Source organism: Streptomyces sp. NBC_00091, from assembly GCF_026343185.1.
GTDB lineage: Bacteria > Actinomycetota > Actinomycetes > Streptomycetales > Streptomycetaceae > Streptomyces.
In genome coordinates, this window is the sequence record NZ_JAPEMA010000001.1 from 3775279 (window position 1) to 3789833 (window position 14555).

The 14555-nt window shown below is 70.0% G+C and carries 11 protein-coding genes; 4 read left to right on the forward strand and 7 right to left on the reverse strand.

Going from position 1 to position 14555, the window contains the following annotated elements; genetic code table 11:
- Positions 1-11: 11 nt before the first annotated feature.
- The 4 genes from OOK34_RS17445 (at position 12) to OOK34_RS17460 (ending at position 5784) form a co-directional block, all read left to right on the forward strand.
- Positions 12-1601 carry a beta-N-acetylhexosaminidase gene (locus tag OOK34_RS17445; protein ID WP_267034784.1) on the forward strand — a complete coding sequence of 530 codons (1590 nt, stop codon included), beginning with the start codon at positions 12-14 and terminating at the stop codon, positions 1599-1601.
- Between the two features lie 206 nt (positions 1602-1807).
- Positions 1808-2200 carry an SseB family protein gene (locus tag OOK34_RS17450; RefSeq protein ID WP_267034785.1) on the forward strand — a complete coding sequence of 131 codons (393 nt, stop codon included), beginning with the start codon at positions 1808-1810 and terminating at the stop codon, positions 2198-2200.
- Between the two features lie 17 nt (positions 2201-2217).
- The gene (locus OOK34_RS17455) at positions 2218-3789 is read left to right on the forward strand and encodes a YrhB domain-containing protein (protein ID WP_267034786.1); all 1572 of its coding nucleotides are present in this window, start codon (positions 2218-2220) and stop codon (positions 3787-3789) included.
- A gap of 249 nt (positions 3790-4038) precedes the next feature.
- Positions 4039-5784: a CAP domain-containing protein gene (locus tag OOK34_RS17460; protein ID WP_267034787.1), complete on the forward strand. Its 1746-nt coding sequence runs from the start codon at positions 4039-4041 to the stop codon at positions 5782-5784.
- A gap of 62 nt (positions 5785-5846) precedes the next feature.
- Here the strand turns inward: OOK34_RS17460 and OOK34_RS17465 are convergent, their stop codons facing one another.
- From OOK34_RS17465 to OOK34_RS17495, 7 genes are all read right to left on the reverse strand, one after another.
- Positions 5847-7631, reverse strand: coding sequence for an IucA/IucC family siderophore biosynthesis protein (locus OOK34_RS17465; RefSeq protein WP_267034788.1), 1785 nt, complete (start codon positions 7629-7631; stop codon positions 5847-5849).
- On the reverse strand, positions 7628-8227 hold the full coding sequence (locus OOK34_RS17470) for a GNAT family N-acetyltransferase (RefSeq protein WP_267034789.1): 600 nt from the start codon (positions 8225-8227) through the stop codon (positions 7628-7630). Before OOK34_RS17470 ends, OOK34_RS17465 begins: the two co-directional genes overlap by 4 nt.
- Positions 8224-9525 (reverse strand): lysine N(6)-hydroxylase/L-ornithine N(5)-oxygenase family protein, encoded by a 1302-nt coding sequence (locus OOK34_RS17475; protein ID WP_267034790.1) that lies wholly within the window; start codon positions 9523-9525, stop codon positions 8224-8226. The genes OOK34_RS17470 and OOK34_RS17475 overlap by 4 nt, the downstream gene beginning before the upstream one ends.
- Complete coding sequence (locus OOK34_RS17480; protein ID WP_267034791.1) at positions 9509-10999, reverse strand: aspartate aminotransferase family protein; 1491 nt, start codon at positions 10997-10999, stop codon at positions 9509-9511. The genes OOK34_RS17475 and OOK34_RS17480 overlap by 17 nt, the downstream gene beginning before the upstream one ends.
- Positions 11000-11140: 141 nt before the next feature.
- Positions 11141-12070: a siderophore-interacting protein gene (locus OOK34_RS17485; RefSeq protein WP_267034792.1), complete on the reverse strand. Its 930-nt coding sequence runs from the start codon at positions 12068-12070 to the stop codon at positions 11141-11143.
- A gap of 129 nt (positions 12071-12199) precedes the next feature.
- Positions 12200-13243 carry an ABC transporter substrate-binding protein gene (locus OOK34_RS17490; protein WP_267034793.1) on the reverse strand — a complete coding sequence of 348 codons (1044 nt, stop codon included), beginning with the start codon at positions 13241-13243 and terminating at the stop codon, positions 12200-12202.
- Positions 13244-13393: 150 nt separating this feature from the next.
- On the reverse strand, positions 13394-14554 hold the full coding sequence (locus OOK34_RS17495) for an acyl-CoA dehydrogenase family protein (protein ID WP_267034794.1): 1161 nt from the start codon (positions 14552-14554) through the stop codon (positions 13394-13396).
- Position 14555: the final 1 nt, after the last annotated feature.

A 14555-nucleotide genomic window follows, 5' to 3' on the forward strand; every position in this document is an offset into this window, starting at 1 on the left:
TACCTGGGCGCATGAGAGTCCTGCGACGCGCGCTCGGCACCCTCCTCGTCATCGGCGGCCTCGGCGCCGCCGTCTCCTGCACCGCCGCCCACGGCGACGACGCCAAACCCGGCGCCGGACGCCCCGCCGCCCTGGCTCCCTACGAGCAGCTCCTGCCGGCGCCCGCCTCCGCGCGGGCCGAAGGCCCCGGGTACGGCTACGGCGCCGGCACGGTCATCCGTACCGGCCCGGGCTCGCCGGAGGAGGTCCGGCAGATCGGCGAGCTCCTCGCCGAGCAGCTGCGCGGGCCGAGCGGGCTGCCGCTGCCGGTGGTCGACGGGGAGGAGGGCGACGGGATCCGCCTGCGGCTCGACCCCGGCGCCGGGGGGCTGGGGGCGGAAGGCTACCGGCTGCGGAGCACCGCCTCCGGGGTCACCCTGACCGCGCGCACCCCGGCGGGCCTCTTCCACGCCGGGCAGACGCTGCGGCAGCTGCTGCCGGTGCGGGGCACGGGCGTGGTCCCGGGCGGCGAGGTCGTCGACACCCCGCGCTTCGCGTACCGGGGGGCGATGGTGGACATCGCCCGCCACCACTTCCGGGTGGAGCAGGTCAAGCGGTACGTCGAGCAGCTCGCCCAGTACAAGATCAACACCCTGCACCTGCACCTCACCGACGACCAGGGCTGGCGGATCGCCATCGACTCCTGGCCCCGCCTCGCGCAGTACGGCGGCGGCAGCGAGGTCGGCGGCGGCCCCGGCGGGTACTGGACCAAGGACGAGTACCGGGACCTGGTCGCCTACGCGGCGGAGCGCTATGTCGACGTGGTCCCGGAGATCGACATGCCGGGCCACGTCAACGCGGCCCAGGCCTCCTACGGGGAGCTGACCTGCGACGGCAAGGCACCCGAGCGCTACACCGGGATCAAAGTCGGCTTCAGCTCGCTGTGCGTGGGCAAGGAGCGCACGTACGAGTTCATCGACGACATCCTGGGAGAGCTGGCCGCCCTCACCCCCGGCCGCTACCTCCACATCGGCGGCGACGAGGCCCACTCCACCCCGGCGGCGGACTACGCGGCCTTCATGGACCGCGCCCAGGCGGTGGTGGCCCGCCACGGCAAGACGGTGGTGGCCTGGCACCAGCTCGCGACGGCCCGCCCGGCGCCGGGCGCGGTGCTCCAGTACTGGGGCCACGACAAGACGGCCGCCGCGGAGAAGGCCGCGGTCGTGGCGGCGGGGAAGTCCGGCCACCCGGTGATCCTCTCCCCGGCGGACCACGCCTACCTGGACATGAAGTACGACAAGGCGACGAAGCCGGGCCTGGCCTGGGCCGGCTACGTCCCGGTCCAGCGCTCCTACTCCTGGAACCCGGGCGGCTACCTCCCCGGCCTCCCGGAAACCTCCGTCCTCGGCGTCGAAGCCCCCCTGTGGACGGAAACCGTCGCGACCCGGGCCGACTGGGAGCTGCTGGCCTTCCCCCGGGTCCTGGGCCTCGCGGAACTCGGCTGGTCCCCGGCGGCTTCCCTGGACTGGCCCGCCTACCGCCAACGCCTCTCCGCCCAGGCCCCCCGCCTGGACGCCCAGGACATCACCTACTACCGCGCCCCGGACGTGCCGTGGGGGTAGCGGGGGCCGGGTGGCGTGAACAGGACCCTCCACCGGGAGGCCCACCGGCCTTGTCGCAGGTCCGTGCAACGATCTGTCGAGCCGGGGAGGTTGGTCGGCGCTGGCCAAGGGGGTAGTTCAGGGCGGGATTTGACGAGGAGTGGGCCCAGCTGCGGGCGGTTGCGGCCGAGCGGTCGGCTTCGGGGAGCGGCGTATCGCCGGTCCCGGTGGCGGCGGCTTCCGGAGTCGTCGCGGATCCGCTCGACGCGCCACGGGAGGCGGCGCAGGCGCGGCTGGCCGACTTCCGGGGCCGGGTGGTGCTGGTGCCGCTGGACGCACGGGGCGGGCTGTGGACCGCCGAGCTCGGGGGTCTGGACTGGATCTGCGCGTTCTCGGGGGAGGAAACGCTGGCCCGGTTCGCCGAGGCGCGGGGCGAGGCCAGGCAGGAGTGGGTGTTCCGACGGGTGGTCGGTGCGCGGCTGCTGGACGAGGTGATCCCGGAGCTGGACTTCCCGTGCGGGGTGGCCTTGGACGTGGCCGGGCCCGACGGCGTGGTGTTCCCGCCGCTGCGCGGGATCGTGCCGGATGCTGTGGCGCTGGACGGGGAGGTGGCGGTATGAGCGGGGGCGGGGCTGAGATGCTCACGTTGAACGAGGCCGTCGAGGCGGCCAGGCCCTATCTCGAGCAGGCGTTCTCCTACGGGCCGTGGACGCTCGTCCTGCAGCCGGAACTCAGCGAAGAGCACGAGCTGGCCTGGATCATCAGGATCGATTCACAAGAGAGCATCGACGCGGGCGACCCGTGGGTGGGGCCCATGGAAAAGATGGTGCTCGTACCCAAGGACGGGGCGGCAGTCCGCTTCCCGCCGACGCACCTGCCACTTGATGAGTACTTCGCTTACGTGCGCCACGGTGGCTGGGATACGGCCGCCAAGGGGAAAACCAGTAAGGCTGAGCCGTGGCAGAAAGCGTTGCAGTGGCTTCTCGACACGTACCACGGGCTCGTCGAACTGGTGAGTATCGAAGCGGTTGCCGAGGACGCGGGCACGTGGCTGTTCGCCTGCCGGACGATCGAGCAGCCGGGGTATCCACGGACGCCGATGCTGGCCGCGTCGGTCGTGGTGCCCAAGACGCCGGGGCGGCCTTTCCACCCCGCCTCTGACGATCCGTGGGGTGACGTGGCTGCGTACACAAGAGCTCCCGCCAAGCGCGACCCGGAGGTGGAGGCGCGGCGGCTGAACTCGCGCGGCTGCGTGGTGACCGTGGCCGCCGCCATCGCAGGGGCTCCGTCGACCCCGCTGCCCTGGCAGCCGGCGCACGAGGCGCCCGGGTGGTGGGAACTGCTGCTGCGCCGGTACTTCCCCAGTGCGGAGCAGCTGAGGTGCGGGAGCTGGGACGAGGTGATCCAGCATGCCCAGGAGACCGGGCCGGACACCCAGGGCGTGGTGTGGGTACGTCGGGCGATCGGCGGCACCGAGGTCAGCGGGCATCTGCTGTACGTGCACAACAACAACGGCAGCGTCGTGTTCCTCGACGGCATGATCGGCGGCCTCGCCCGGCTGGGCAGCATGGGTGTGTTGGAGCTGGTGTTCGCGCGGTTCCGTCCCGGGGCGCCGCAGTCCGCCGAGGACTTCGGGGCGGCCCGGCTCAAGGCCGAGGAGTGGCTGCGGCGGACGTACGAGGAGTCGGTCGAGCTGGTGGCACCGGACCCGGCGGATGAGACGGCTCGGGGCTGGCTGTTCGCCTGTCAGACCACGGCCGCGCTGAGGGGCGGGGACTGGCGGCACGCGATGCTCGACGCCGGCGTGGTCGTACCGAAGGGGCCCGGGGCGCCGTTCCTCCTGCCCAACTCCGATCCGTGGGGTTTCTTCGCCCGCTGGGACCGGGGTGAGCCGGCGGGTCCCACGCCCGAGCCGGGTAGGGCCGACTGGTTCGCCTCCACGATGGGCCAGTTGGGGCCGGTCATACAGGTCTCCGAGTTCTCGACCATCGCAGACTCCGTCCGGGCGCTCGCGGCGCTGCCGGCCGGCGGACGCGCTCTGGTGTGGGTACGCCGACTGGACGGGCGGGGGCGGGAATCCACCGGCCTGCTGCTCACCGGCTTGCACTCCGAGGTCGGCTTCGTGGGACTCGTGGACGGCTCCGCAGAGGAATTCAAGAGCCTGGATGGGCTGGGGGAGTGCGGGGTCCGGGTCATCCGGTACCGCTGATGTCGATGTGGCTCAGGGGCGGGCGGGGATTTTGCTGCTGTCCTGCGGGTTCAGCCAGCACACTCACCCCAATGGCGTAACGGGTGATCGGTGCGCGGGCGGTGTTCCCCCGGACGGGCGACACTGATGGCACCGTCCGGCGCCCGTGATGATGCCGCCGTAGAGGGCTGCAGCCGCGCGCCGGAACACCCCGGCCACTTAGTGGCCGTGCGCTTCTGATCGGGGTATCCGATGAGACTGAAGTCCCTCGTGGCGTCGGCTGCCGTGTGCGGCCTGATCACGCTCGGCCCGTTGCCGACGGCCTCCGCGCAGCCGGCGCCGGCCGCCCCGGCGAAGGCCGCCACGTGCCCCTCGGGCGTCCCCCCGCCCGGTACGGGCTCGCAGATATCCGACGCCGATGCCGCCGCCCTCGTGAACGCCCACAACGACGCGCGGCGGGAGGCGCTGCAGAAGTACAACCCCGGCCTTCCCCTGGTACCCGTGAAGTGGGACCCCAAGGTCGCCTGCGACGCGCAGGCCTGGGCCGATGACCCCGCCTCCTCCGCGGGAGGTCAGCTCCACCACAGCGGCCGGGACGCGAACGGCAACCAGGGCGAGAACCTCTTCAACGCCTACCCCGGGCCGGCGCAGCCCATGAGGGCGATGGACCCCGCGCTGGACTACAGCTGGATGGCCGAGAAGGCCGCGTTCGATGCCGACAACAACGCGCCTATCCAAATCAAGGCTCCCGATGGCACCAATTTCCGTAAGTGGGGTCACTACTCGCAGATCGTGTGGACGGGCACCACGTCGATCGGCTGTGGCGTGAAGCAGGACGTTCCCGTGAGTTCCTCCACAGGGTGGATCCTGGTCTGCCGGTACCTTCCCGCGGGCAATTTCGACGGGCAGCGGGCCATTCCGCCCGGGAACCCGGACACGCCGGTCAAGCCGCCCGTGCCGCCCGTGCCGTCCTTGCCGCACGGGGTGCCCGTGGCGATGGCGAAGCAGAATGACAACTTGTTGACGGCTCTTGCCGTGGACAGGGAGGGTTTTCTGAATGTGGCTTGGGTGGTCGGGACTGAGCCTTGGCATGATCCGGTGCGGTTCGGGCCGGCTAATTTCCTGCCTGGGACGCCTGTGGCGATGGCGAAGCAGAATGCCAACTTGTTGACGGCTCTTGCCGTGGACAGGGAGGGTTTTCTGAATGTGGCTTGGGTGGTCGGGACCGAGCCTTGGCACGATCCGGTGCGGTTCGGGCCGGCCAATTTCCTGCCTGGGACGCCTGTGGCGATGGCGAAGCAGAATGCCAATCTGTTGACGGCCCTTGCCGTGGACAAGCAGGGTTTTCTGAATGTGGCTTGGGTGGTCGGGACCGAGCCTTGGCACGATCCGGTGCGGTTCGGGCCGGCCAGATTCCCGGCCGGGGCGCCTGTGGCCATGGCGAAGCAGAACAACGACCTGTTGACGGCTCTTGCCGTGGACAACGACGGGTTCTTGAATGTGGCGTGGGTGGTCGGGACCCAGCCGTGGCACGATCCGGTGCGGTTCGGGCCTGCGCGCTTCTCGGCCGGGGCACCCGTGGCCATGGCGAAGCAGAATGCCGATCTGCTGACTGCCCTTGCCGTGGACAGGGAGGGTTTTCTGAACGTGGCCTGGGTGGTCGGGACTGAGCCCTGGCACGATCCGGTGCGGTTCGGGCCGGCCAATTTCCGGGCCGGGACGACTGTGGCCATGGCGAAGCAGAACAACGACCTGTTGACGGCTCTTGCCGTGGACAGGGAGGGTTTCCTGAACGTGGCCTGGGTGGTCGGGACCCAGCCCTGGCACGATCCGGTGCGGTTCGGGCCGGCGAGCTTCCCGGCCGGGACGTCCGTGGCCATGGCGAAGCAGAACGACAACCTGTTGACGGCCCTTGCCGTGGACAGGGGCGGTTCTTTGAATGTGGCCTGGGTGGTCGGGACCCAGCCCTGGCACGATCCGGTGAGGTTCGGGCCGGCCGGCTTCCCGGCGCAGTAGCGGCCGGAAGAGGGGCGGGCGCGGCGTCGAGGGACCGTATCGACGCCGCGCCCGCCGTCCTGCTACCGCCGCGCGGCGAAGGGCGCGACGGGGTTCTTGAGGGTGCCGATCAGCTGGAGGGCCGCCGACGGGTCGGCGAGGTCGACCATCTGCTGGTTGTCGCGCAGCTGGAGGCGGTTCAGGCAGGACAGCTGGAACTCGGGCGTGAAGAGGTCGTAGCGGGCGAAGCGGTCCGCGAGGGCGGGGAGGGACGCCTGGTAGTCGTGGGCGCAGTCGGCTACCGACTGCCAGAAGGTGGATTCGTCGCAGATGCCTTCCGACACCAGGATCGAGTTCAGGAAGCGGAAGAAGCAGTCGAAGACGTCCGTGAAGATCGACAGGAGCTTCATGTCCTCCGGGATGTCGGCCTTGATGCGCTCGACGGCCGGCGGGAGGACCGCGTCCGGGTCCATGATGACGATTTCCTCGGCGATGTCCTTGAAGATCGCCCGCTGCACCACGCCGTCCTTGATGACCAGGATGGTGTTCTCGCCGTGCGGCATGTACGCGAGGTCGTACTGGTAGAAGCAGTGGAGGAGGGGGAGGAGGTACGCGCGGAGGTAGGGCCTGAGCCATTCCGCGGGGGTGAGGCCGGATTCCGTGATGAGGGCGCCCACGAAGGACTTGCCGTCCTCGTCCACGTGGAGGAGGGACGCCATGGTGGCCAGGCGCTCGCCGTCGCGCAGCGAGTTGACGGGCGACTCGCGCCACAGGGCGGCCAGCATCTTGCGGTACGGCGAGTAGCGGTCGGTCGCGCGCTCGTACTGGCGGTGGTGGTAGCCGATCGCCGCGCGCTCGCGGATGATCGAGAAGTCGACCGACCGGAGGACCGGATCGGATTCGATCAGCTGGTGGAGCCAGTCGTTGATCGCCGGGGTGGCCTCCATGTAGGCCGCCGAGAGGCCCCGCATGAAGCCCATGTTCAGGACCGAGATGGCCGTCTTGACGTAGTGCTTCGTGGGGGTGGTGGTGTTGAAGAAGGTGCGGATCGACTGCTGGGGGAGGTAGGCGTCCTCGCCCTCGCCCAGCAGGACCAGGCGGCGGTTCGCGATCTCGGCGGCGAAGGTGACCGTGGTCTTGTTCCACCACTGCCAGGGGTGCACGGGCAGGAAGTGGTAGTCCGCCGGGTCGAGGTCCAGGGAGGTCAGTTTGGCCTCGAAGCCGGCTATCGCGGCCCCGCCCAGTTCCTCGCGCAGGAACGTGTCGTGGTCCAGGCCCGCGCCCGCCGTGAAGGTGGAGACGTCCTTGTGGGCCGCGACCCACACCAGGTGGACCGGGCTCGCCGCCTCCGGGGCGTACGAGAGGTACTCGTGCACGCCGAAGCCCAGGCGGCCGTTGTTGGCCACGAAGCAGGGGTGGCCCTCGGTCATGCCCGTCTCGATGTCCTGGAAGGAGGACTTGGACAGGGTGGAGGAGGGGGTCTGGGGCTTCGTGTACTTGAAGCCCGTGCCGGCCAGGGTGGAGGAGATCTCCTCCAGGTAGACCGGGAGGACCTCCGGGCTCAGGCCGAGGGTCTGCTGGAACTCGATGTGGAAGTCCAGGGCGTCCAGCCCGACCTGCTCCCCGTCCACGTGGCGGGTGATGGACCGTTCGTCCACCGACCAGTGGTCCAGGGCGTGGAGGGCCGAGCTGAAGCGGTATTCCACGGTGCCGTCGTCGCTCAGGACCGAGTAGACGTCGCCGCCGAGCGGCTTCGGGGTCAGCAGGCGCTCGTGGCTGAACTCCGCGAGGGCCTTGCGGACCAGGGCGCGGTTCGCGCGGGCCCACAGCTCGGGGGAGAGGTGGGAGATGGCGTCGGTGAGGGTCATGCCGGCACCTCCGCCGGGAGGGCGGTGGCCGCCTCGAACTGCGCGCGGGTGCAGAAGCTGAGGAGGGCTTCCTTCTCCGGCTTGGTGATGGGGCCGTCGGGGACGAAGCCGACTGCTTCGTTCAGGGTGTGGACCGCGGTGTTGCGGACGTCCGGTTCGACGACGACCCGGTCGGTCGAGGGGTCGGCGAAGAGGGCCGCCATCACGGTGGTGATGACCGCTCGGGTGAAGCCGGGGATCGGGGTGTCCGTCGGGGCCACCAGGAAGTGCATGCCGACGTCGCCGGGCTGGGCCTCGTACAGGCCGACGAGCTCCAGGCGCGAAGGGTCGTAGCTCTCCATCAGGAAGGCCGGGCGGCCCTCGTGGAGGCCGATGAAGGCGTGGTGGTGCTCGTGCGTGGTGATGCGTACGTACTCGCGCTCGACCTCGGTGAGGGTGGCGTCCTGCATCATCCAGAACGAGGCCTTGGGGTGCGTGACCCAGCCGTGCAGGAGTTCCGCGTCCGAGAAGGGGTCCAGGGGGCGCAGCGAGAAGGCGCCGAGCGTCGCGTCGGTGCGGGTGAAGAGGAGTTCGGAGTCAGAGGGGGTGGTGCTCATGCGTGTGCGCCTTCCGGGGCCGCGAACTGCTGGAACGCGATGGACTTCTCGACCTTGTAGTGGGCGCGGCCGAGCAGCTCGCCGACGATGTACGCGTTGCGGTACGCGGCCATGCCCAGGTCGGGCGAGGTGAGGGAGTGGTTGTGGGTCGTGCCGTTCTGGAGGTAGACCCCGCGGCCGGTCACGTCGACGGCGTAGTTGCGGGCGGCGTCGAGGCGCCCGTGGCCGTCGAAGTTCAGGCGGGAGCGGACCGGGTCCAGGAACTCGGGGACCACGTACTTGTAGCCCGTGGCCAGGACCAGGCCCTCGGTGGTGAGGGAGAAGTCCCGCTCCTGCTCCTCCTGGCGCAGCCCCAGGGTGTAGGTGCCCGTGGTGGTGTCGTACGCCGTGCCGTTCAGGGAGGTGTTCGTCAGCAGGGTGGTCGGGACCTGGCCCGGCATGCTGATCTTCTTCTGGTAGAGCAGGTCGAAGATGGCGTTGATCAGATCGCCGTCGATGCCCTTGAAGAGGTTCTTCTGCTGCGTTTCGAGGCGGTAGCGGGTGTCCTCGGGGAGGGCGTGGAAGTAGTCCACGTACTCCGGTGAGGTCATCTCCAGCGTCAGCTTCGTGTACTCGAGGGGGAAGAAGCGCGGGGAGCGGGTGATCCAGTTGAGCTGGTAGCCGTGTACGTCGATCTCGGCGAGGAGGTCGTAGTAGATCTCGGCCGCGCTCTGGCCGGAGCCGACCAGGGTGATCGACTTCTTGCGCTGGAGCTCCGCCTTGTGCTGCATGTAGGAGGAGTTGTGGAGGAAGTCGCCGGTGAGGTCGGCGCAGGACTCGGGGATGTGCGGCGGGGTGCCCGTGCCCAGGACCAGGCGGCGGGCCTGAAACGTTTCGCCGCGGTCCGTGTGGACCTCGTACAGGCCGGCGGCCTCGTCGTAGGTGACCTCGGTGACGGAGGTGGAGTACAGGACGTTGTCGAGCCGGTCGGCGGCCCAGCGGCAGTAGTCGTTGTACTCGGCGCGCAGCGGGTAGAAGTTCTCCCGGATGTAGAAGGAGTACAGCCGGTCCTGGTCCTTCAGGTAGTTCAGGAAGGAGAAGGGCGAGGTCGGGTCGGCGAGGGTGACCAGGTCCGACATGAACGGCGTCTGGAGGTGCGCGCCGTCCAGGAACATTCCGGCGTGCCACTCGAAGTGCGGCTTCGACTCGATGAAGAGGCCGTCGAGCTCGTCGATCGGAGCGGTCAGGCAGGCGAGTCCCAGGTTGAAGGGACCGAGGCCGATTCCGATGAAGTCACGGGGCTTAACGGTGGACGGCAAGGGATTCTCCCAGGAACTGCTCGGCGTGTGCGGCGAGGAGGTCGAGGACGGCCGCGATGTCGGCCGTCGTGGTCTGCGGGTTGAGGAGGGTGAACTTCAGGTACTGCTTCCCGTCCACCTTGGTGCCGGCGACGACGGCCTCACCGGAGGCGAACAGGGCTTTGCGGGCGTGCAGTTGGGCCTCGTCGACGAGGTCGGGGCGCGGCTCGCCCCCGGGGAGGTAGCGGAAGACCAGGGTGGAGATCTGCGGCTTGACGACGACCTCGAAGCGCGGGTCGGAGTCGATGACCTCCCAGCCGGCGGCGGCCAGGTCGACGACCTGGTCGAAGAGGGAGCCGACGCCGTCGGCGCCCATGACGCGCAGGGTCATCCAGAGCTTGAGGGCGTCGAAGCGGCGCGTGGTCTGGATGGACTTGTCGACCTGGTTCGGGATCCGCTCCTCGGCCATCCGGCGCGGGTTGAGGTAGTCCGCGTGGTACGTGGCGTGCCGCAGGGTGTCGCGGTCGCGGACCAGCATCGCGCTGGAGCTCACGGGCTGGAAGAACGACTTGTGGTAGTCGACGGTGACCGAGTCGGCCATCTCGATGCCGTCGAGGAGGTGCCGGCGGGTGGGGGAGACCAGCAGTCCGCAGCCGTAGGCGGCGTCCACGTGCATCCACGCGGAGTGCTCGTCGGCCAGGCGGGCGATCTCGGGGAGCGGGTCGATGGACCCGAAGTCGGTGGTGCCGGCGGTGGCGACGACGGCCATCGGGAAGAGGCCCTCGGCCGCGCAGCTCTCCAGCTCCAGGGCGAGCACCGCGGTGTCCATGCGGCGGGCCCGGTCGACGGGCACGGAGATGACGGCCTCGTAGCCCAGGCCGAGCATCGCGGCCGACTTCTGCACGCTGAAGTGGCTGGCCTCGGAGGTGAAGATGCGCAGCTTCGGGAGGAGCTCGGCCTTGGTGAGCCGGGTGCCCTCCTCCAGGGCGCGCTTCATGACGATCCGGCAGGCCTCGTCGCGGGCGAGGAGCAGTGCGTGGAAGTTCGACTGGCTGCCGCCGGAGGTGAAGACGCCGTCGGCGGCGGGGCCGAGGCCGATGCGCTGGGCGGTCCAGTCGATCAGGCGGCGCTCGATGAGCGTGCCGCCGATGGACTGGTCCCAGGTGTCGAGGGAGGAGTTGACGGCCGAGAGGACCGCTTCGCCGACCACCGCGGGGATGACCACCGGGCAGTTGAGGTGGCCCAGGTAGCGCGGGTGGTGGAAGTAGACGGCGTCGCGGAGGTAGACCTCCTCCAGCTCGTCGAGGGCGGCGGCGGCGTCGGCCAGCGGTGCGTCGAGGTCGATCCCGTCGATGACCGGGGCGAGTTCGGCGACGGATATGCCGGTGTGGGGCCGCTGCGTGGTGGCGAGCCTGGCGGCGACGCGGTCGACGCCCTCGGTGACGGCGCGCCGGTAGAGGTCCGCGGTCGTCTCGTTCAGCAGATGCGAACGCATCAACTTTCCTCCGGGCAGGGGGAGCGGGGGGTGGGGTGTTGAAGTTAGGTTAGCCTAACCTAACTTCAACACCAAATGCAGAAGGGCCCCGGCATCGGCCGGGGCCCTTCTGTCAAATGCCCTGCGTACGGCGGGGTTTGGCTACAGCTCGGACCCGGGGTCCTCGCTCGCGGCCTGGCCCGCGTACGCCTCGGCGAGCAGCTGTTCCTCGCTCGCGCCGAGCCGCCAGTAGCCGGTGAAGCGCACCGCGCGCCGGTCGACGCGGCGTTCCCCGACCAGGTGGCGGCGTACCGCGCGGACCGTGCCGGCCTCGCCCGCGAGCCAGGCGTACGGGGCTTCGGCGGCGGGCAGCGCCGCCGCGCGCACCTCCTCCAGTACTCGCTCGGTCCGCTCCGGTCCCGCGCCCTTCTCGCGCACGATCCAGGTGATGTCCGCGTCGGCGAGGGTGTGCAGGCCGAGCCGGTCGTCCGCGTGCGGGACCTCGAACCAGGCCCTCACCCTCGTTCCGGCGGCGAGCCGGTCCAGGATGGCGGCCGCGGCGGGCAGGGCCGTCTCGTCCGCGTACATCAGGAGGGCGTCGGTGGCGGCCGGGGGCTGGAAGCGGACGGATTTGTTCTCCGTGACGGCCGGCCCGATCGCCATGATCCGGCGGCCGGTGACGGCCCTGCCCGCCCACTGGGAGGCCGGCCCTGTGACATCAGCCGCTGCCGCGGCGGGGTCTCCATGGAGGACGAAGTCGATGTCGACCTCGTCCACGCCCTGCGCCGTACGCCGCTGCTCGCGCACGGTGTACGAGCGCATCACCGGGCGCTCCTCGTCCGGCATCCCGCGCCAGGCTCCGAACCAGGTGTCCTCGTCGGTGGAGGGGAGTTCGGTGTGCTCGCGGTGCGCCGGCGGCAGGAAGAGCGAGAGGCTCTGGTCGTAGCCGCCCGAGCGGAAGTCCGCGAGGGACTCCCCGCCGAAGGTGACGCGCAGGAACGAGTGGCCGAGGCGGCGCGTGCGCAGCACTTCCAGGGTGAAGAAGCGGAAGTGCGCCGCGGCCTGTTCGGCCTCGGGTGCGGTGGCGGTCATGCGCGAGTCCCCCCTGGGATTCGAATGGGCGCCGGGCGGCGGGTGCGGCGGCGGTGCCGGGCGGTCAGTGCCGGAAGCCGGGCCCCCGGTGGTGGCCGGGGCCCGGCTTGCAGAGCGGGCCGGCGAGGGTCAGGAGACCTTCTTGGCGTTCTGGATGGTCTTCGCGAGGTCCTCGAGGATCTGCGCGCACTTCTCGTACGAGTAGATCGGCTCGGTCGTGCGCGGGGCGACCTGGCCGGCCTTGACGGCGGGCAGCTCGTTCCAGGTGGGCTTGGACTTCAGGGCCTCGGGCTGGAGGGCCTGGCTGCGGTTGTCCAGCAGGATGACGTCGGCCTTGTACTTGCCGGCGTTCTCCCAGCTGAGGCTCTCGTAGAAGCCGCCCGCGTCCAGCTTGTCCTGCTCCGGGGCGACGAACTCGACGCCCAGGGACTCGAAGTACTTCAGGTCGGCCGAGGTCTTTGGGGTGGAGACGTAGAACAGCTGGTCCGAGCCGGAGCCGACGAGCACCTTGACGCCCGGGTTGGCCTTGACGGCCTCGCGGACCTTGGCGGAGGCGGCCTCGAAGCGGGCCTTGGCGTCGGCGGTCTTCTTGGTGTTCAGGTCGGCGCCCAGGGACTTGGCGAGGTCCGCCGTGCGCTCCAGGGCCTTGTCCATGGAGACCTTGTCGCCCACGCCGATCGCGGCGGCCGGGGCCAGCTTCAGGATCTTGTCCTTGGAGGCCTCCGGGACGTACCAGTACGAACCGTCCCAGGTGTTGGTGACCAGGAGCTCGGGCTTCAGGGCCGCGTACTTCTCGACGTTGAACTCGTCGTAGACGTTGCCGAGGATCTCGACCTTGGAGATGTCCATCGTGCCGGCCTGCGGGTCGGGCTTGCCGTCCGCCAGCTTGGTCGGGCCGAAGACGCCCTTGACCTGCACGCCGTAGTCGGACAGCGCGGCGGCGGTGCCGGTGAAGGCGACGATGTTCTTCGGCGTGGACTTGGCGGAGACCTCCTTGCCGAGGTCGTCCTTGAAGCTCCAGGGGCCCGAGGCGGCGGTGGTGCCCTTGCCGCCCTCAGCGTCCTTCGCCTTGTCGGTGCCGCCGCACGCCGAGAGCGCCGCGACGAGGCCGAGGGCGCCGCCGGCCGCGATGAGGCCGCGGCGGGAGAGGAAGGTCGTGCTGGGCTTGGGCATGGGGAAGTCCGCTTTCGTGCGTGCAGGACGGCCGGGGGACCCGAGGCCGTTCGGAGGGAAGGTTAGCCTAACCTTGGCTGGAAACGGTAAGGGGACCCTAATTTCTCGGGTCCCCCCACTGCTCCCGCCCTGCGCGCGCGGTGCCGTACGTCAGCCGGCGAAGCCCAGCTCACGGGCGATCAGCATGCGCTGCACCTCGCTCGTGCCCTCGCCGATCTCCAGGATCTTGGAGTCCCGCCACATGCGGGCCACGGGGTACTCGTTCATGAACCCGTAGCCGCCGTGGATCTGCGTGGCGTCACGGGCGTTGTCGACGGCGACCGTCGAGGAGTACAGCTTCGCGATCGCCGCCTCCTTCTTGAACGGCTCGCCGTGCACCAGCCGGGAGGCCGCGTCGCGCCAGCCGATGCGGGCCATGTGGGCGCGCGTCTCCATGTCGGCCAGCTTGAACTGGATGGCCTGGTTGTCGCCGATCGCCTTGCCGAAGGCGTGCCGCTCCCGGGCGTACTTCACCGACTCGTCCACACAGCCCTGCGCGAGCCCGGTGGCCAGCGCCGAGATCGCGATCCGGCCCTCGTCGAGGATCCGCAGGAACTGGGCGTAGCCGCGGCCCTCCTCGCCCACCAGGTTGGCCAGCGGCACCCGTACGTTGTCGAAGGCCAGCTCGCGGGTGTCGGAGGAGTTCCAGCCGACCTTGGAGTACGGGGCGGCCACCGTGAAGCCCGGGGTGCCGGACGGGACGATGATCGAGGAGATCTCCGGACGGCCGTCAGCCTTGCGGCCGGTGACGGCGGTGACCGTGACCAGGCCGGTGATGTCCGTACCGGAGTTGGTGATGAAGCACTTGGAGCCGTTGATCACCCACTCGTCGCCCTCGCGCACGGCGGTGGTGCGGGTGCCGCCCGCGTCGCTGCCCGCGCCGGGCTCCGTCAGGCCGAAGGCGCCGAGCACCTCGCCCGAGCACAGCTTCGGCAGCCACTGCTGCTTCTGCTCCTCGGAGCCGAAGAGGTAGATGGGCATGGCGCCCAGCGAGACCCCGGCCTCCAGGGTGATGGCGACCGAGGAGTCGACGCGGGCCAGCTCCTCCAGGGCGATGCCGAGCGCGAGGTAGTCGCCGCCCATGCCGCCGTACTCCTCCGGGAAGGGCAGGCCGAACAGGCCCATGCGGCCCATCTCGCGGACGATCTCGTACGGGAACTCGTGCCGCTCGTACAGGTCGCCGATCTTCGGCGCCACGACGTCGTGCGCGAACGCCTCGACGGTACGGCGGAGTTCCTCGTGCTCGGGGGTGAGCCGGTGGTCGAGGGACATG